At 63.4% G+C, this 17545-nt stretch carries 15 protein-coding genes; 11 read left to right on the top strand and 4 right to left on the bottom strand.

Annotation, left to right across the window (positions count from 1 at the left end; translation table 11 throughout):
* Positions 1-519 precede the first annotated feature (519 nt).
* The 3 genes from HMPREF1022_RS15665 to HMPREF1022_RS15655 are packed head-to-tail and all read left to right on the top strand — an operon-like array spanning position 520 to position 3160.
* On the top strand, positions 520-1917 hold the full coding sequence (locus HMPREF1022_RS15665) for a hypothetical protein (protein WP_009303916.1): 1398 nt from the start codon (positions 520-522) through the stop codon (positions 1915-1917).
* A complete protein-coding gene (locus HMPREF1022_RS15660; RefSeq protein WP_009303915.1) occupies positions 1914-2483 on the top strand; it encodes a bifunctional adenosylcobinamide kinase/adenosylcobinamide-phosphate guanylyltransferase in 570 nt (189 codons plus the stop codon). The genes HMPREF1022_RS15665 and HMPREF1022_RS15660 overlap by 4 nt, the downstream gene beginning before the upstream one ends.
* On the top strand, positions 2477-3160 hold the full coding sequence (locus tag HMPREF1022_RS15655; RefSeq protein WP_009303914.1) for a hypothetical protein: 684 nt from the start codon (positions 2477-2479) through the stop codon (positions 3158-3160). Before HMPREF1022_RS15660 ends, HMPREF1022_RS15655 begins: the two co-directional genes overlap by 7 nt.
* 208 nt (positions 3161-3368) lie before the next feature.
* On the opposite strand, the gene HMPREF1022_RS15650 is transcribed toward HMPREF1022_RS15655, so the two are convergent.
* The 4 genes from HMPREF1022_RS15650 to HMPREF1022_RS15635 all read right to left on the bottom strand — a co-directional run bounded on the left by HMPREF1022_RS15650 (position 3369) and on the right by HMPREF1022_RS15635 (position 11334).
* Complete coding sequence (locus HMPREF1022_RS15650; protein WP_232221626.1) at positions 3369-4280, bottom strand: VIT1/CCC1 transporter family protein; 912 nt, start codon at positions 4278-4280, stop codon at positions 3369-3371.
* 200 nt (positions 4281-4480) lie between these two features.
* Positions 4481-5743: an MFS transporter gene (locus HMPREF1022_RS15645; RefSeq protein WP_009303913.1), complete on the bottom strand. Its 1263-nt coding sequence runs from the start codon at positions 5741-5743 to the stop codon at positions 4481-4483.
* A gap of 429 nt (positions 5744-6172) precedes the next feature.
* Entirely contained in the window at positions 6173-8740 is a 2568-nt protein-coding gene (locus tag HMPREF1022_RS15640; RefSeq protein WP_008686177.1) for a PEP/pyruvate-binding domain-containing protein, read from the bottom strand.
* A complete protein-coding gene (locus HMPREF1022_RS15635; protein ID WP_009303912.1) occupies positions 8740-11334 on the bottom strand; it encodes a sigma 54-interacting transcriptional regulator in 2595 nt (864 codons plus the stop codon). The genes HMPREF1022_RS15640 and HMPREF1022_RS15635 overlap by 1 nt, the downstream gene beginning before the upstream one ends.
* Before the next feature lie 224 nt (positions 11335-11558).
* Here HMPREF1022_RS15635 and HMPREF1022_RS15630 point away from each other — a divergent pair, with 224 nt between their 5' ends.
* The 8 genes from HMPREF1022_RS15630 to HMPREF1022_RS15595 all read left to right on the top strand — a co-directional run bounded on the left by HMPREF1022_RS15630 (position 11559) and on the right by HMPREF1022_RS15595 (position 17467).
* The gene (locus tag HMPREF1022_RS15630) at positions 11559-11861 is read left to right on the top strand and encodes a DVU0150 family protein (protein WP_008686175.1); all 303 of its coding nucleotides are present in this window, start codon (positions 11559-11561) and stop codon (positions 11859-11861) included.
* Positions 11862-11879: 18 nt separating this feature from the next.
* A complete protein-coding gene (locus HMPREF1022_RS15625; RefSeq protein WP_008686174.1) occupies positions 11880-12944 on the top strand; it encodes a sulfite exporter TauE/SafE family protein in 1065 nt (354 codons plus the stop codon).
* Between the two features lie 13 nt (positions 12945-12957).
* A complete protein-coding gene (locus tag HMPREF1022_RS15620; RefSeq protein ID WP_009303911.1) occupies positions 12958-13551 on the top strand; it encodes a DUF4881 domain-containing protein in 594 nt (197 codons plus the stop codon).
* Between the two features lie 68 nt (positions 13552-13619).
* Complete coding sequence (locus HMPREF1022_RS15615; protein WP_009303910.1) at positions 13620-13934, top strand: hypothetical protein; 315 nt, start codon at positions 13620-13622, stop codon at positions 13932-13934.
* A gap of 268 nt (positions 13935-14202) precedes the next feature.
* Entirely contained in the window at positions 14203-15078 is an 876-nt protein-coding gene (locus HMPREF1022_RS15610) for a hypothetical protein (RefSeq protein WP_009303909.1), read from the top strand.
* Between the two features lie 106 nt (positions 15079-15184).
* Entirely contained in the window at positions 15185-15697 is a 513-nt protein-coding gene (locus HMPREF1022_RS15605; protein WP_008686170.1) for a YchJ family protein, read from the top strand.
* Positions 15698-15699: 2 nt separating this feature from the next.
* Positions 15700-16062, top strand: a complete 363-nt coding sequence (locus tag HMPREF1022_RS15600; RefSeq protein WP_008686169.1) for a hypothetical protein — start codon at positions 15700-15702, stop codon at positions 16060-16062.
* Between the two features lie 64 nt (positions 16063-16126).
* A complete protein-coding gene (locus tag HMPREF1022_RS15595) occupies positions 16127-17467 on the top strand; it encodes a hypothetical protein (protein ID WP_009303908.1) in 1341 nt (446 codons plus the stop codon).
* Positions 17468-17545 lie beyond the last annotated feature (78 nt).

The raw sequence follows: 17545 nt of genomic DNA, 5'->3' as shown, positions 1-17545 counted from the left end.
TCCCTCTGTATGCAAAAATGAATGAGACACCCGAAAAAAAACACCCGGCCATCGCGCGGATGCGTGATGGTATTGCCTCTCAAGTAACCATATGGCGTCCGTGCGTCAATACAAAGCGGGACCGGGAGTAAAAAGAAAAGTCTTGTCCGGCGCGGCCGGACGGGCCCTCCCTGAGGGGCGTCGCCGGTTTTTGCCGAAAACCTCGGTTGCCGGGCCGGACAGAGGCCGGGCGGGAGAATGCATTTTCCGCAATATCTGAAATTAGATATTTCATGCGGCCGGAGCTTCAAGACAATGTCTAGAAAAAGTATTCACACCCGAAAAAAGCAATGATACCATGAAAACAGGGAAAAAGCGCTGCCGGAAGCGGCGGGCCGCGCCCCGTGCTTCCAATTTCAGATAAAAATTCAAGTACGTTTTATCTGCCATTGGAAGGCGCGACTGCGTTCGCGCTCCAGCCGACAGGTAAAAACGGCATGGGCGCAGTTTTTACCTGGAAATGGTCATGAGGAGATCTGCATGAAATTGGAAAAGAAAACGCCCGAGGTTCCCGACATCATGAACCTCCCCAAACCCCGTCCCGGCAAGGGCGCGGGGCGCAAAGCCGGGCTGCTGGCCCTGGTGGCGGTGCTGGCCGTGGGCGGCGCGGCTTTCTGGCTGACCCGCGACCCCTCCACCCGCGATCAGTGGCGGGAACAGGCCGCCGGCGTCATTGACAATGCCACCAGCGGCACGCCCCTGGCCGGGGTGGGCGATCTGCTGCGCGACGCTCCGCCGCCTCCGCCGAGCGCGGTGACCAATCCGAGCACCGCTCCGGGCACTCTGGCCGGGCAGAACGTGCAGGGCACGGTGCCCGCGCCGGTGGACACCAGCCTGCCGCCGGGGCAGAGCGGGCTCGCCGGAAGCGGCGGAGCGCCGGGCATGGCAGGACAGGAGGCTGTGCAGCCCGTGGCTCCCAAGGTCACGGCGGACAGCAAGGTTCGTCCGGACTTTGTGGAGGATCTGGCCGCCTATCTGGTTTCCCGCTACAAACCCGGCCCGCGCGGCGGTTCGCTGGCGGTCAGCGTGCAGAGCGTCAACCAGCGCTATGGCGTCAAGCTGGCCGGGCAGGTCGAAGGGGGCCGGGCGGGCCTTCTGCGCTACGCCTTCCATCCCACCATGCTCCAGAGCCTGTACGCGCTCTATGTGGACCGCTTCATGGCGGCTCTGGACCGCGAGGCGGCGGCCAAATCCCTGTCGCCGGAGCAGAACCGGGAGATGCACATGGCTCTGGCGGGTCGCTTCGTGATGCTGGCCGGCGCGCTGGAGGGCGTGGCCTCGGTGCCGGATCTGGGTAAGCGGATCAAGGGCCTGGAGCAGATTTCCCAGAACGTGGTGGACATCAATTCCCAGATGACGGCCGCGGTCTTTGATCTGGACCAGTTGCGCGAAAACAAGGCCTCCCAGCCCGAGATCGCCACGACGCAACTGCGGGTGGATGGTTTGAGCGCCCGCTACCGGCGCGCTCTTGAAGAGCGGGCGGCGGCGCAGCGCGCTCTGGTGGCGGCCATTCGCAAGGGCGGCGGACAGGCTCTGGACGACGACTCCCTGCTGTTTGTGGCCTATTGGGTGGACCGGCGTTTGCGGGAAGGGCCGCAGGCTCCGGCTTCGGTGCAGAGCGCCGCCGCCGTGCTGCGGGATCTGGCCCGGCGTTGCGCTCAGGCCGGTGCCGCCGCGCCCGCCAACCGGGACAATCCGGCCGCGCAACCGGCTCTGTCCGCCCCGGCGGCCCCGGCCCGGAATACCGCGCCTCAAAATGCGCTGCCCCGGAATGCACAGCCGCAGGCCGGTACAAGGCTTCCGGCGGCCCCGGCTCCCGCGCCCGCACAGTCCTTGACCGTGCCCGCGCCTGTCCAGGTGGGCGGCCAGGGCCGGTGAACGCGCCGTTGCTTCTTTTTGTGGGCGGCACGCGCAGCGGCAAAAGCGGACTGGCCCAGCGCTGGGCCGAGGCGCAGTCTCCCCGGCGTCTTTTTCTGGCGACCTGCCGGGTGGAGGATGCCGAAATGGCGGCCCGCGTGGCTCGGCATCAGGCCGCGCGCGGCGAGGGCTGGCACTGCGTGGAGGAGCCTCTGGACCCTTTGGCCGTGTTGGGCGGCAGCTCGGCCGGAAGCGCTTTTGGCGGGGCCGGAGTGGTTCTGCTGGATTGCGTGAGCCTCTGGATTGCCAATCTGCTGGCCGCCGGTCTGACGCCTGAGGCGGTTCAGGCGCGGGTGGCGGCCCTGGCCGCCGGCCTAGCTGAAAATGGATGCCGCGCCCGGCCCGTGGCCCTGGTCAGTGCGGAAACCGGCCTGGGCATTGTGCCGCCTACGCCCTTGGGGCGCTTGTACCGGGATGTGCTGGGTCTTGCCAATCAGACGCTGGCAAGGGCCTGCACCCATGTGATTTTTGTCAGTTGCGGGCTGCCCCTGGCGCTCAAAGGCCCGTTGCCGGAGGGCATATGCTGATTCCTGCTTCGTGCCGCAGGCTGGGCCTGCTCCCTTATATATTCTGTTGCCTGTTCTTGGGCCTGGGCCTCTTTTCGATGCTGTCGCCCTCACCGGCGCGGGCCGCGAATACGGCTGACCCGCGCCAATGCCTGGTGGAGGTGGGACAAGCCATTGACGCGGCGGATGCCGCCGCCTTTGAACGCCTGGTGGATGTGGACGCCATTCTGGGCGCGGCCCTGACCCTTTTTCTGCGCGATGTGCAAAAGCCGGAGGTGGCTGATCAACTGCCGCCCCTGCTGGCCGTGATGTTTTCCCAGGCCGCCTCCGGGGACGCCGGGGGAAACAAACTGCGCGATCTGCTGTTCAGCGAGGCCCGTGCCTTTGTGATCAACGGCGTGTCCTCCGGGGCTTTTGCCGGACGTGCGCCCAGCGGCGGGAGCGCCCAAGGGATGCTGGCCCCGCTTTTTGCCGACGCCTCCACGGGCCGCAAGGAAATCCGGCGGATCGGCCAGGCCAGGCCCGACGGCCACGGCTGGCTGGTACCTTTTGTGGTGCATGACGCGGGCAACGCTGAAAGCTATCCGGTGCTCGGGCGGCTTAGTCCGGTGGAAAACGGCTTCCGCCTGACTTCCGTGGAGAACCTGGAAGAGCTGCTGGGCCGCGTGCGCGCCGAAAGCCTGAATCTGAGCCAATAGAGCGTTTTGATATTGAAAATATCTCAACGCTCGGTGCGGATTTTCTGTGAGAATCCGCACCGCGAAATTATCGCAAGGCGAATTTACTTCGCCGTTAAGCGATAATTTCAAGCGCAAAATGGTCTAACAGGCGCGTCCGCCGGATTTGCAGGGCGCGGCGCCGGACCCGCGCCATTGCCTTGCGGGAATCGCGCGAAAGCGGGCGGCATCAGATCTCAATCTGCAACCAGGCGCGGGCCCCCCAGCCGATGAGGAAGGAAATAAGGGCCACGCTGAAGCTGATGGTCAGCATTTCCCGGAATCCGTGCAGAAAAGAGGACTTGCGCACCACGGAAACAAAATAGGTGAAGCCCAGAATAATCAGGGCGGCGATCAGCAGGCAGAAGGCCAGGGACACAAGCGGCGCGGAAAAGATGATATACGGGGCGAGCAGCAGGGCCACGGTAAACAGGTAGGCCAGGCCGGTATACACGGCCGCTTTCAGCGGATGTTTCTCGCCGGAATCCGTTTTCTTGGAAAGATATTCAGAGGCCGCCATGGACAAGGTGGCGGCGACGCCGGTGATAAAACCGGCCAGGCCGATCATTTTGTTGTCGTTTAGCGCCAGAGTGAAACCGGCCAGAGCGCCTGTCAGTTCCACCAGGGCGTCATTGAGCCCCAGAACCATGGAACTGATATAACTGAGGCCGTCCTCTTCAATCATGGCGGCCAGTTCCTCTTCATGTCGGCTTTCGTCCTCAAGTATTTTCCGGGCAATGGGGAATTGCTCGGAAATCGCCTTGTATCCTTCAACGGCCTCGGTCTCGCCTGATTCCATCAGGTTGAGGACAAAGGTCAGGCCGAAAATTTTTGCCAGAAGCGTAAAAAACCAGATCCGGAACGCGCTGAGCTTGGGGCGGCTGTCCAGAAAGGAAGCCCACAGGGCTTTGTGGTTTCTTTCGTCATGCGCAATGGTTTCCAGAATCTTGCGATTGTGCTCTGATTTGGTTCTTGCCGCCAGAATCGTATAAACCTCGGCATCCAGGGCTTCATTGAGATAAAATTTACGGACACAACGTTGCATTTCCGGGGTCATGGGCAACTCCACAATAAAAGTGCGATACAGGGGCAATGCGTCCATGTAAAACAGGAACCGCCGGTTTCATGCTCCGGCGGAGGGATGAACGCCTTTTCGTCTTACGCTGTGGCTGATCTGATTGCACGGTTGAATCCATTGAAAAGCGAGGCATTTCAATGGCAATCCGCTCCAGGAGCGCGAGCCTGCAAAGCAGACCGTTTTTTTCTAATATACCATGGGAATACCTCGCTTGGCGAGCTGTTCTAGAGGGGGGGGCGCTGATTTGCGTTGTCCCGCCAGATCATGCGCATTCTGTCTATCAGCATGCAGCAGCCGCAGAGCGAGATGGTGACGGCGGTGGCGGTGAACACGCCGCGATACCCGTAGCCCGCGTGGATGACCATGCCGCCCAGCAACGGGCCCAGCATGCCGCTGGCGTCAAAGGTCGCCATCATTACATTGGAATTGATGGAGCGGGTGGTGGGTGTGGAGCGGTCGTACACGGCGGCGGCCAGCAGGGGGTAGAGCAGGCCCAGGCCCAAGCCGTAGACGCAGGTGAGGGGAATGAAGGCCCAAAGCGGCCCCCAGGCCAGGCCCAGCATGCAGCAGGCCAGCACCGCGCAGCAGAGCGTGGTCACGCGGTAGCGGGGCAAGGTATCCAGGCGGTGGCTGCCGAACAGCCGGACCAGAATGATGGTCACCGTGTAAATGGAGAAAAACCAGGCCGGTTGCGCGCCGGTGACCGAGCAGAGTCCCTTCATGAAGAAGATGGCCAGCACGGTCATGATGCTGAAGGTCAGACAGGCCATGTAGATGAAAAACAGGCCTGAATGGCTCACGGCCTGCCAGAGAGCCCGGCCTGAAAGGCTGCCCGCGCCCTGGGCGGGCATTTCCGGCGTCCGCAGGCGCGGGGCCAGGGGAATCAGCATGGCCAGGGCGGGCAGGCCAAGCACGGCGGTGAAGGCGAAGAGATGCGGTTCGCCGCCCAGAATGGGCAGGATACGCTCGGACAGGGCCGGAATGATCGAATAGGGCAGCAGCATGGTCAGGGAGAACAGGGCAAAGCCCCTGGCGCTCTGGCCCGTGGGGATGCAGCTGACCAGCACGGCCACCGTGCAGCTGGAATATACGGCCAGGGCAATGCCCTGGATGGTGCGCAGCAGCCAGATGACGCCGATGACATGCTCTCCCTGAACGTAGGGATAGGCCAGCAGGACGCAGCTGGAAACGATGATGGACAGCAGCATGGGCAGCAGCTTGCCGCGCTTGAGCAGCAGCACGCTTGCCAGGGGACGGCAGAGCAGGACCATGGCGAAGAGGGAGGAAAGCAGCACGCCGCGCCAGTTGGGGGTGATGCTGAGACCTTCCAGCCATTGCTCGAAGCAGTAGAACACGGCGATGTAGCTGTTGCTGCACATAGCCATGCAGAAGAGCAGGATAAAGTCGCGGCTTAAGAGTTTTTGCGGCGGTTCGGAAGGTTTGTCCCAACGCTTGGGCTGTTCTTGCGGTCCACTGAAGGGGGGCATGAGGGCCTCGTTTATCTTGGGCGTTGCCCACAACGGACGCGCGCCGTCGCGGAAGCCCGCGCACCCATGGAACGTCGCGCGCAGGCAACTGCCGCACAACCTTTGAGAATGTCAATTTTCAAAGGAATCTGCTCCGGCAAAATCCGCTCTCAGAGCGGATTACCTTTGAAACGCTTTGCGTTTCAAAGGGTTCATTCCGTCAAAAAGCGCGGTTATCGCTGCTGTCGATCCCCGTATGGCCCCGTTGTCGCCAAACGGGGACAGCCCTTCGGGCTGCCTTTGGTTGCTTCGCCGGAATCCACGCCGCGTTGCTCTCGATGCCTGTATGCCTTTGGGCTACAGGCACGGCCCTACGGGTCGCCCGTCGGGTCGGTCTTCGCGGCGCGCCTCACCGTGTTCGGCGTTAGAGCATTTCAAAGTTGAAATACGCTAATGATACTCGCCGTTGAGAAACTTGGCGGCATATGCCTGGACAGCTTCGTCATTGACCATGAGCATGTCCATCTGGCGAGTCATGATCAGAAGACGTCCCAACTGATCCAGGCGCGAGCACAGTTCAAGTTTGGGATATTTCTGGTAGCGCGCGCGTATCCTATCACCCGTGACCACGACGGTAAAGCCGAGTTCCGTGAGGATCAGCCCGATGCAGCGCACCCGCCGGGCGCGCTGCTCATTGCCCGCCGCGCCGCCCGCGAATTCAAAGCGGATGTAGTTTTTGCTCAAGGTGTCGCCGCACCATGTGTCCAGAATGGCGTAGTGATAGCCCACGCGCGAGGAAAAGTTGAGGTAGCGGTCGGAAACAATGGCGTAGCTGCGGTCGCCGAAACGCTCGCCGCCGTGCTGGTTGCCGCCGATCATGGCCTGGCCCATGACCGAGAGAAAGCCGCTCATGTTCACCGGGCGGGGACCCTTGGCCTGCACGGCCGGATTGAGCATGCCGCCCAGAACGTGCCGGAAGGGCACGCTGGTGACCTCCTCGGGGGTGGCCGTGGCTGCTTCGGGATTTTTCAGGCCGCCGCCCAGGTCGATGATGTAGAGATCCAGCGGCACGGAACATACCAGACGGCTGGCCGCGCCGCCCGCGCAGTTTTCGGACAGGCAGTCGGACAGCAGAAACATTTCCGAATAGCTCAGTTCGTGCGCGTAGCGCATGACGTCGTGCAGGGAGGTGCAGTTGGCCGGGCTGAACAATGCCGACTGCGGGTCCACCAGATGCAGGGGCAGAATGTAGGGAGCCACCCGCCGCAACAGCACCAGGGCGGGCGTATCGGCCCTGGGCTGGCGGCGACTCAGGCGCAGGGCCAGCAATTCCGGAACTTCGCCGTCGAAAACCCGGCCCGAAAGAGCGTCCACGGTCACCACCTGCCCCGGCGTGAGCTGGTTGGTGGCTCCGGCCAGATTCATCAATGTGGGCACCCCGAACTCGCGGCAGATGGAGGCCATGTGCCCGGTGAGGCTGCCGGTTTCGGCAATGATGGCCGCAGCCCGCTGCATGGCGGTCATGGCGTTGGGCGAGGAGTGCTGCATAAGCATGACCGCGCCTTCGGGAAAATGGGTCAGATCCTCGTCCGGCTGTACCGGCACCACCGGGCCGCAGCCCACGCCCTTGGCCGCCACGTCCGCGCCGGAGAGCAGCGGCCGCATGTGCTTCAGGGCCGGGGCCGCGCTTTCCGCCGCCGTGCTGTCCAGGCCCATGGGCCGGGTCTGGAGCAGAATGATCTGGTCGTCCTCGTCCACGGCCCATTCCAGATCCTGGGGATACTGGTAGTGGCGCTCCAGTTCCAGGGCCATGGCGGCCAGCCGCTCCACCTGCTCGCGGCTGAGACAGGGCACGTCGCGCAGTGCCTCGGGCACGTCCACCACCTCGCTTTCCACGGTCTCGCCCCGGCGCACCAGAACCAGCCGCGCCTCCTTGTGGGCGATGGTTTCACGCGTGATCTTGCGGGTAGCCCGCGAAACCAGCCACTGGTCGGGCGTGCCCGAACCGTCCACTACCATCTCGCCCAGGCCCCAGAGGCCGTTGATCAGCACGCAGTTGGAGCGCAGATCCACGGGATGGCGGGAAAAGGCCACACCGGCGGCCTTGGCCCGGACCATTTCCAGGCAGCACAAGCCCATGCCCGAGGCTTCCAGGGTATAGCCGTGGCTGGCCCGGTAGGTCATGGCGCGCGGCGAAAAGAGGCTTGCCACCACTTTTTTGAAGGAAGGCAACAGGGTTTGGCGGGTGACGCCCAGGATGCTGCGGTACTGCCCGGCGAAGGACTGCACGCCGTCCTCGGCAATGGCGCTGGAACGCAGGGCCGCCACCGCGTCGCCCTCGCCGAAAGATTCATCCCAGGCGCGGAGCAGGGCTCCGCCCACCTCGTCGGGAACGGGCGCGTCCACAATGAGCTGTTCCACCCTGGCCGAGGCTTCGCGGATGCTGGCCGGGTCGTCAGGGTCCACGGCGCGGAGCGTGAGATGAATGTTTTTGAACAGCCCGCTGCTTTGCAGCAGCAGCAAAATGCCCGCCTGGATGGTGATGGCGAAGCCGCGCGGCACGGGCATGTCCAGCATGTTGCGCAATTCGCCCAGGTTGGCGTTTTTGCCGCCCACGCTGTAGGCCATGCTGGCGTCCACCTCGCTGAGCGGCAGGGTCAGGGAGGTCACGTCGCCGCGCGTATGCTGTTCCAGCTCGTGCTCAATGCGGGCGCCCAGGGCCTCCACGGCCGTATTGAGATCCTGGTGGCGCTGATTGGAAATGTCGTTGAGGCAGGTCGCCATGCGCTCGCTCTGAACTATGGCCCGCCGGGCCTCCTTGCGCACCTGGCTGGTTTCCAGGCTGCGCTCGCCGCGCTGGGCCGCGTTCAGGGAGGCCATGATGCCCGCCAGATCGGCATTGGCCTGCAGCAATTCCTTGAAGGAGGCGTAACGGCGGGTAAAGGCGGCCATGGCCTGCTCGCGGCTGATGCGCGGCTTGAGGCCCAGGAGTTTTTTCAGGCTCTGTACGGCGTTCATCAGGAGCGTCCTTTGTCAGCCGGAACGTATCCGCCGGGCTGCACGATCACATAACGCTGGGCCGGGCCGCGCCCTTCCTTGCGCATCAGGCCGAGCCGCACCATCTGTTGCAAATCATACTGCGCCGTGCGCATGGAAATGCCTTCCCCGGCCAGGTTCTGGTATTCCTGGCGGCTCACGCTGCCCAGAGCCGCCAGGCGCGGCAGCAGTTCCCGCTGGCGGTGGTTGAGCTGTTCCGGGTCCGGCGCGACAGGCGGCCCGGCCGTGACCTTGTCCTGATTCGGAGCGGGGCGGGCTGTCGCGTCCCGGGTTTTGTCCCGTTCTCCGTCCCGTGTTCTCTCCGGCGCGGTGTCGCCGGGCTGTTCCCCGGCGGAGGCGGCCGGATCGGCTCCATGCCGGGCCTCGTACTGGACGCCGGGATCAAGCTGGATGTTTTCCGCCAGAATCAGGTCCTCGTCGCAAAAGGTCAAGGCCCGGGTCAGGGTGTTTTTCAGTTCGCGCACATTGCCGGGCCAGTGATGGCGCATGATCTTTTCCAGCGCGCCCCGGCTGATTTTGGGAATGGTCCGGGGCATGCCCTGTTCGCGGGTGGCGACGGCTTCAGCCATGAAGTGGACCATCAGGGCCGGGATGTCCTCCTTGCGCCGGCGCAGAGGCGGGGTCTGGATGGTGATGACGGCCAGGCGGTAGTAAAGGTCGTCGCGGAAGGAGCCGTCCTGCCCGTCCCCGCGCAGTTCGGCGTTGGTGGCGGCGATGATCCGGGTGTCGAAGGGCACGTCGTGGTCCGCACCCAGGGGGCGGATGCGCCGGGTGGAGAGGGCGCGGAGCAGGGCCTGCTGCACTTTGGGCGCGGCGTTGCCCACCTCGTCCAGCATCAGGGTGCCGCCCTCGGCGGCCAGAAAAGCCCCCTTGCGCGCCTGCTTGGCTTCGGTAAACGCGCCCTTGACGTGCCCGAACAGGGTGTCCATGAGCAGGGCCTCGTCCAGCGCGCCGCAGTTGATGGTGATGAAAGGCCCGTCGGCGCGGTCGCTCAAGCGGTGAATGGATTCGGAAACCAGTTCCTTGCCGGTGCCCGTCTCGCCCACGATCAGCACGTCGGCCAGAACTTGGGAGGCCTTCTGGATCTGGCCGTAGAGGGTCTGCATGGGCAGGGAGGTGCCCACCAGGCCGCGGACCGGCAAATCCGCCGGATCGGGTAGGTCCTCCACCGGTTCCCGCTGCTGTTGGGCGTTCTGTTCCGCCGCCTGGGAGATCTGGTCGGCCTTGGCCCGGCGCAGCCTGGCGAGCAGAATGTTCACATTCCGTTTGATTCTTTCCAGTTCCAGCGGCATGGGGGGAAGATTGAGCGCGTCGGCGCTGTCGTGCTCGTTGCGGCTGCGCAGTTCGCCGGAAAGCCTGTTCAGGCTCTTGCCGGTGCTGTGGGCCAGCCACCAGAGGCTCAGGCCCAACAGCAGCGTGCCGCCCAGAAAACACAGGGAATAAATGCTCAACAACTGCATGCCCGTGCGCGTGGAGGTAAAGCTGCTGTCCAGCATGCCGAGGCCGCCGACCACCACACGCGGCCCTTCCGGTCCGGACATGAAGGTCACCGGCGCGTAGCTTACGCCCTCCACTCGATTCTGGCCGGTATTCCAGACCGGTCCGGTGCCCGAGAGGGAAAGCTGGCCGGACCGGCCGGCCTGCACCTCGGCTACCATGGTCCAGTAGTTGATATGCTCGGGGCCGGGCCGGAAGGCCGGGCTGAAGCCGGGGCGGCCGAAATCTCCGCGAAAACCGGCCCGTACCGCGTCGGAGCTCAAGAGGCTTTCGCCGGAATCCGCGTCCAGGCTTTCGGACTGGAAGAGCATCCAGCCGTCCCGGTCGAAAAAGAGGCTGCGCACGCGGGTTTCCTCGCCGCCGTTGATGGGTGCGTCGGGCGAGGAAAACAGCGACATGGTGTCGCGCAGGGCCTTGAGATCCAGCGAAAGAATCAGAATGCCCTGAAAATTGCCCGCCGCGTCGTAAATGGGCGTGGAAAAACGCAGCACATAAAACGCCAGGCTTTGCAGCGACTTGTCGATGGGCACCATGGAATAGGTTACTTCCAGCGGCTGGCCCACGTTGACGTTGCCGGGTTTCTGGCCGGGACTGATGTTGTGGAAGGGGCCCGCCGGGGCGTCCAGAGCCACGTGAGGGGGCACGGCAATGATTTCGCCGCCGTAATTGAGGAGAAGATAGCGGTTTTCCGGCGTCAGGCCCATGAAGGCCACTTCGCGATAGCGCAGGCCGTCGGCCCGGGAGCGGAATTTGAGGCGGCGCACCATCTCCTGCCGGTCCATGGAGCCGGCGGCCAGGATCAGCAACTGGTTGCGCGTTTCCACCAGGGTCTGCTCCAGCGCAAGGCTCATTGCCTGGGCCTGAAGTCGCGCGTTGCGCGTTATTGCACGATTGACGATGTTTTCGATGCTGCGCCCGGTGGCGAAAAAGATAAGCGCCAGGACCAGGGCCAGCAAGGGCAGCCCCAGCATCAGCATGCGGCCGGCGAGGCTGCGATTCGCAAAAAAAAGGGCGGTTTCCACGGAGCTTCCACCGGTGACGGAGCCAAAAACGCGCATACTCCTCCCTATTTGCGCAAAAATAGCGCAATCCCTGGACGGAGCATAGAAAAAAACAGCTCTTTTGACAAGGGCCTCAATGGATTTTGCCCGTATAGCGCGAAAAAAACACCATAAATCACGCAATGGCACGGGCATTGCTAATATTTTCACAATTGCGCTGACAGGTAGTTTGATGCGGCGGCCGTGCCGCCTGATGGGAACCAAACAATGTGGAGGATGTCATGAAGAAAATGCGCAGGCTTTGGACCTGGATTATGGGCTGCGCGCTGATGCTGCCCGTACTTATGCCATCATTGGCTCTGGCGGCCAAGAAAAAGGCCGACGTGGTCATCGTGGCCGACACCCGCAAACTGGACGGCCTTCTGTACTGGTGGGCGGAGATGTATAATGAAAGCCACTTCTTCTTCGCTATTCTGACCATGATCATCATTCCGATTCTCGGTTGTATCCTCGGCCTTCTCGCCGACGTCGTCATGTCGCGCATCGGCATCGACCTCAAACACCGCGAACTGGCTGAAAAGTAGCCCGGAAAGGAGGCAGATATGGATTGGCTGTATATTTTGATGCCCATTTCCGGCGTGAGTATTTTCTGGCCCGGTCTGGTCATTCTTGGTTTGGGCGTCGGCGTCATCGGCGGCTTCTTCGGTCTGGGCGGCGCCTGGATGGTGACCCCCGGTCTGAATATTCTCGGCTTCCCCATGGCCTTCGCCATCGGCACCGACGTGGCGCAGATGGCCGGTAAATCTCTGATTTCCACCATGCGGCACGGCAAGTTCGGCAACGTGGACTACGCGCTGGGCCTGACCATGCTGGTCGGTACCGTCGTGGGCGTTGAAATCGGTGCCCAGATGGTCATGTGGCTTGAACGTATCGGCTCGGTGGACAAGGTCGTCCGCTGGCTGTACGTGGTGCTGCTTGTTCTGCTGGCCTGGCTGGTCTTCCATGACGTGGCCCTGCGCCGCAGGAAGGAGCGCGAAGCCAAGGCTCACAAGCAGGAACTGGACAAGACCGCCGTGGGTCTGGACTGGGCCACCAAGCTCCAGGCCTTCAAGGTTCCTCCTGTCGTGCACTTCAAGCATGCCAACATCACCTGCTCGGCGTGGCTGCCTATCATCGTCAGCCTGTTCACCGGCTGGCTGGCCGGTATCCTGGGCATCGGCGGCGGTCTGATCCGCATGCCCGCTCTGGTGTATCTGATCGGCTGCCCGACCCATCTGGCCGTGGGCACGGACCTTTTCGAAGTGGCCATCTCCGGCCTGTACGGCACGGCGTCCTATGCGTATAAGGGCCGCGTCGAACTGCTGGCCGCCATCATCATGCTCTGCGGCGCGGCCATCGGCGCCCAGATCGGCACTGTCGCCACCAAGTACGTCAAGGGCTACGGCATCCGCATCGTGTTCGGTCTGGCCGTGCTCGGCTGCCTGATGTCCGTCGTGCTCAAGCTGCTCCAGGCTCAGTTCCCCGTGTACGGCTGGATCCTCGGACCCTTGGCTACTGTGGAAGTACTGGGCTTCGTGAGCGCCATCTCCATTTACATCACCATCCGGATGGTCCAGGGCGCCAAGGCGGAACTGGCGGCCAAGAAGCAACAAGCCGCCGGCAACTAGAAGGAGACAAGCCATGAAAATACGTAGTTTGCTGCTTACGCTGGTCCTGGCCCTCTCCTTTGCTCTCGCGGCCTGCGACTTTGACGGCGGCGTGGAACAGGGCCGTTGTGTGGCCTTCGACCCGGCCGCGAAAACCCTGACCATCGTGGTGGACGTGACTCACGATCAGTCCGCGCCCCATTACAGCGGCGATGTGCATACCTTCAAGCTGCCCGCCGAAGCCCGCGACATGGGCCCGGCCCCCACTGTGGGCGGCCGCCTGATGATCGAACTGGAGAAGTCCGCTCTGCTGCTGTATGACCCGGATTCCAAGAGCATCAAGGAACTGCCCGTGCAATTCACGGACGTGGAGAAGAACATCAGCGCCAAGCATCCCAAGGTGGCGGGCAAGACCTTCCCCGTCGTGGACAAGGAAAAGCAGACCGTCACCGTGTACTCCAAGCGCCTGCAGGCTCTGATCACCTTCAAGGTGCCCGCGCCCGCGCTGGATCTGCCCCCCTATGTCTGGACGGCAGGCGACGAAATGCGCATTGCCTACCGCAATGCCGACAAGGGCCAGGCCATCCGCATCATGAACGTGAGCAAGACCAACATCTTCAAGAAGTAAATCCGCCGTAGAACCGGGAGCGGGGCGCAAGCCCCGCTCCACGGGGCGGCGCAGGCCGGAGAAATGCCATGAACAGCTACAAACAATCCCTGTATGTCGGGCTGATTCGCGTTATGGCCAACCTGCTCATGCTGGGAGCGGTGTTCCTGTCCATGTACCGGGCCTCCCAGTGGTCGTCATGGCCGTCGGAAGCGGTGTTCTGCTGCTGGTTTTTCGGCATCACCGTGCCGGTCTGGACCGGGGCCTTTTATCTGACGCGCCTGATCCGGCGGCGTTTTCCGGCGGAGCATGAGAGCCTGATCGAGCTGCCCCGCAAGGGCCGCCAACTGGTGCGCTGGCATGTGCTGGAGGAGGCTGGGGGCACATGCCTGCTGGCCCGCTGAACGACACGGCAGTCCGGGATGGATTGAAAGCGCGCGGCTTCCACGCGCGTTGAGGCTGCCGACAAAGTCGGCAGCCCCGAAAATCAGGAGCAGGTCGCGGCTTTGCCGCGCCGTTAAGCGACTGATTTTCGTGTCTTTCCACCCGGCGGCGAAGCCGCCGTTGGTGGCGCAAACCACGCGAAGCGGAGTTTGCCATCAGTCTGAAAGCGCGCGGCTTCCGCGCGCTTTTTGCTTGTCCCCGCCGCCGCTTGCCCTTATAAGGAGAGATATGCTTTCACAGCTCAACACACCTCTCTGGCAGGCTTGCCGCCAGGCCCGCCGCCGCCAGCGTCTTGTGGGCAAGATCAGCGCCTTTCTGCTGGCCGTGGCCCTGCTGGGGCTTATGGACGGCCTGCTGGCGGAAATGCGCACCGGTTCCAATCAGGTGGACCTCCTGCCCGGCGAGGCCATCTCGCTTTCCGGTCCGTCAGCGCTCAAAAATCCGCTCGACAGTGATGTGCTGATACGTTTCAAGCCCGAAAACGCCCCCCTGCATTTCAATCTGGAAGGCTTTTTCACCGGTTACTGGTTCGGCAACGGCATGTGGCGCGGCGGGGTACAGGCCGAACCCCAGGCCGAGCCGGGCAGTTATGAGCTGCGCGTGTCCTTCAAAGGGGCCGCGGGCCAGGCCGAGCAACCTTTTGTTCTGGTGGTCTGGGCCGACGAAGCTGCCCGGCGGGCGGGTTCGCCTTCCTACATCCGCCGGATCGCCGATTGGAATCCCTTTATTCTGGCTGCCTGGTCCGGCGCCCTCGGGATTGTCTGCGGCGTGGGCACCTATCTGCTGGGCCGCCGCTATCTGCGCCTTTTGACGGAACTGGGCTGCAGCGAGATTTTTCGCGTCAGCCGGAACAGCCCCCCCTGCCGTATCTGGTGCCTGGCCTCAGGGCCAAAAGCGCCCCGCCCAGGCGACCTGCGTATGGTTCTGGACGCTGACGGGCGGCCCCTGGGCGAAGCCCGTGCGGAAAAACTGCACAAGGGCGTTCTGGAACTGATCCTGCTGGAGGAGGCACCCGTGCTCCTCGGTGGCCTGGTCTGCCTGCGGCCCGCCGCTGATCCCGTTCCTCCCGCCGCCCCGGTGCCTGAAAAGGACGCGCGCGCCTGAGGCCATCCCCCCGGCCCGCTCTTGCCGCCCGTCAGGCCATAGGCTATGCTGTAAGAGATCGGTGCGGCCCATTCCGGGCTGTGGATAAAGAAAGGCGGCTTTTTTCATGTCCCAACTCTGTCCCTGCGGCAGCGGACTGTCTCTCGCGGAATGCTGCGGCCCCTGTCTTGACGGCGCGGCCTGGCCGTCCAGCGCCGAAGCCCTGATGCGTTCCCGCTATTCGGCCTATGCCCTGGGGCGTTATGACTGGCTGGTGGAGAGCACGCATCCTGATTTCCGGGAAGGACTCTCCGCGGAAAAACTGGCGGAGCAGGGCAAGGACGTGCGCTGGCTGCGTCTGGAAATGGGCCGGTGCGAGGATGACGCGCCTGTGGGCGAAAACGGCGAGCTTTACGATATCGTGGAGTTCCGCGCCTTTTATGAGCTGGACGGCATTCCCCGGCAATTGGGCGAGAAAAGTTTTTTCCGGCGCAAGGACGATAAAATTTATTATGTGGACGGCGTGGCCCTGCGTCCCACAGCCTACCGGCGGCCCGATCCAAAGGTGGGCCGTAATGACCCCTGTCCCTGCGGCAGCGGCAAAAAGTACAAGAAATGCTGCGGGGCGGCGGCTGAGTAAGCATGGCCAGAAGCGGCGCCATAGCGGCCATTCGGCAGTTCTGCCTGGAATGCCAGGGGGCATCGTCCAGATCGGTGCGTTCCTGTCCTGATGACCAGTGCCCTTTGTGGGCCTGGCGCATGGCGGCCCTGCCCGGCGAATCGCCTGTGGCGCCGGAGGCTGTCGAGGCGGGCGATGTTGCGCGGGCTGCCTTGCGCGCCGTGCGGCGGCAGTGCATGAACTGCGCGGGCAATCGGCGCGAGGTGCGGGCCTGCCCGGCGCGCGGAAGCTGCCCGCTCTGGCACTGCCGTTTCGGTGTGCGGCCGCAAACCTATAAGGCCGTGCGCCGCCGTTTTTTCGCGCCGAAGGCTTTGCGGCTTTTTTAACAGCAGGCGGACATGCTTCTGTTGCAGGATATCCAGCCCAAATTCAAAACGCGGGAGGTGCGTCATGCCTCATAGTCTTGAGTGGTCCAGAGCGTATACTGCCCGTCTGTCCGAAAGCGATGCGGCGGGCTGCGAGGCCCGGAGCGCGGAGCTTGCGCAACGTTTGGCCCGTGAAACGGCAGCGGGTGAGCTGCCTTTTCTGACCATGCCCTACCGCGCCAAGCTGGAAGTGGAAATGGCGCCGCTGATCCCGCGCCTCAAGGCCTACAAGCATATGCTGGTGCTGGGCATCGGCGGTTCGGCGCTGGGCGCGCGCGCCATGCAGCGGGCTTTCGCGCCGGGCCAGGACGGCCCCGGTCACAAGGGCCCCTGGCTTTGGATCGCGGATAATGTCTGCGCGGAACAGTTCGAAGCCCTGCTCGCCAAACTCAGTCCCTCGGAAACCGTGGTGGTCTGCATCAGCAAATCCGGGGGCACCATTGAGACCCTGGCCCAGTATTTTCTGGTGCGCGACTGGCTCAAGGCCGCCCTTGGGGAATGCTGGCAGGAGCAGATGATCGTGGTCACCGACGAGCGCAAGGGCTACCTGCGTGAGGAAGCCGCGCGTTACGGCCTCACGGCTCTGGAAGTACCGGATTATCTGGGCGGGCGCTATTCCGCCCTGTCCGCCGTGGGCCTGCTGCCCGCCGCTTTTCTGGGCATCGACTGGCAAGCCCTGCTGGACGGGGCGGCCGAAGTTGCCTGTCCTCTGGTGGAGCAGCCCGAAAGCATCGCGCGGCACCCTTCCTTTGCCCTGGCCTGCTGGGCCAAGGCTCTGGAAGACCACGGCTACAGCCAGTTGATTTTCTTTTGCTACATCCCGCAGTGGGCCGCCTACGGTCCCTGGTTCGGCCAGCTCTGGGCCGAAAGCCTGGGCAAGGACGGCAAGGGCGTTATGCCCGTGCCCGCCACCGGCGTGACGGACCAGCACTCGATCAATCAGATGTTCCTGGATGGCCCGCGCGACAAGGGCTGCATTTTCCTGACCAGCCGCAACCAGGCCCAGGGCCGCAATTTCGGCATGGACGTGCCCGAGCAGTGGGCCTGGCTGCGCGCCAAGCCCTTCGGCAGCCTGCTGGAGGCCGAGGCTCTGGGCACGCGCATGGCCCTGTGCAAGAGCGGCGTGCCCCTGGTGCATATCGAAATGAGCGACACCGGGCCGCGTGCCGCCGGGGCGCTGATGATGCTGTTGGAGGCGGCCACCCTGTTCACCGGCTGGCTCATGGGCATCAATCCTCTGGACCAACCAGCCGTGGAACTGGGCAAGCGCCTGGCCAACGCCCGTCTGGGCGCGGGGGGCTATCCGCAGGAAGAGGCGGATCTGGCCGCCTATCTGGCCGCACCGCAGCGCAAAGAGAGCTTTTAGAACCGCGTCCATGAAAATATCCATTGCGGTGAAATGTTCCGGCGGCATAAAGCAAAGCGTAACAACGCCCACGAGATT

Source organism: Desulfovibrio sp. 6_1_46AFAA (genome assembly GCF_000224635.1).
GTDB classification, from domain to species: Bacteria; Desulfobacterota; Desulfovibrionia; order Desulfovibrionales; family Desulfovibrionaceae; genus Desulfovibrio; species Desulfovibrio fairfieldensis.
The sequence above is the reverse complement of the archived record's forward strand: the minus strand, read 5'-3'. Positions and strand labels throughout refer to the sequence as shown.

Excerpts from the sequence above, each read along its gene's own strand:
- HMPREF1022_RS15665 (WP_009303916.1), top strand. The coding sequence starts at position 520 with ATGAAATTGGAAAAGAAAACGCCCGAGGTTCCCGACATCATGAACCTC.
- HMPREF1022_RS15655 (WP_009303914.1), top strand. The coding sequence starts at position 2,477 with ATGCTGATTCCTGCTTCGTGCCGCAGGCTGGGCCTGCTCCCTTATATA.
- HMPREF1022_RS15650 (WP_232221626.1), bottom strand. The coding sequence starts at position 4,280 with ATGGACGCATTGCCCCTGTATCGCACTTTTATTGTGGAGTTGCCCATG.
- HMPREF1022_RS15645 (WP_009303913.1), bottom strand. The coding sequence starts at position 5,743 with ATGCCCCCCTTCAGTGGACCGCAAGAACAGCCCAAGCGTTGGGACAAA.
- HMPREF1022_RS15640 (WP_008686177.1), bottom strand. The coding sequence starts at position 8,740 with ATGAACGCCGTACAGAGCCTGAAAAAACTCCTGGGCCTCAAGCCGCGC.
- HMPREF1022_RS15635 (WP_009303912.1), bottom strand. The coding sequence starts at position 11,334 with ATGCGCGTTTTTGGCTCCGTCACCGGTGGAAGCTCCGTGGAAACCGCC.
- HMPREF1022_RS15630 (WP_008686175.1), top strand. The coding sequence starts at position 11,559 with ATGAAGAAAATGCGCAGGCTTTGGACCTGGATTATGGGCTGCGCGCTG.
- HMPREF1022_RS15625 (WP_008686174.1), top strand. The coding sequence starts at position 11,880 with ATGGATTGGCTGTATATTTTGATGCCCATTTCCGGCGTGAGTATTTTC.
- HMPREF1022_RS15620 (WP_009303911.1), top strand. The coding sequence starts at position 12,958 with ATGAAAATACGTAGTTTGCTGCTTACGCTGGTCCTGGCCCTCTCCTTT.
- HMPREF1022_RS15615 (WP_009303910.1), top strand. The coding sequence starts at position 13,620 with ATGAACAGCTACAAACAATCCCTGTATGTCGGGCTGATTCGCGTTATG.
- HMPREF1022_RS15610 (WP_009303909.1), top strand. The coding sequence starts at position 14,203 with ATGCTTTCACAGCTCAACACACCTCTCTGGCAGGCTTGCCGCCAGGCC.
- HMPREF1022_RS15605 (WP_008686170.1), top strand. The coding sequence starts at position 15,185 with ATGTCCCAACTCTGTCCCTGCGGCAGCGGACTGTCTCTCGCGGAATGC.
- HMPREF1022_RS15600 (WP_008686169.1), top strand. The coding sequence starts at position 15,700 with ATGGCCAGAAGCGGCGCCATAGCGGCCATTCGGCAGTTCTGCCTGGAA.
- HMPREF1022_RS15595 (WP_009303908.1), top strand. The coding sequence starts at position 16,127 with ATGCCTCATAGTCTTGAGTGGTCCAGAGCGTATACTGCCCGTCTGTCC.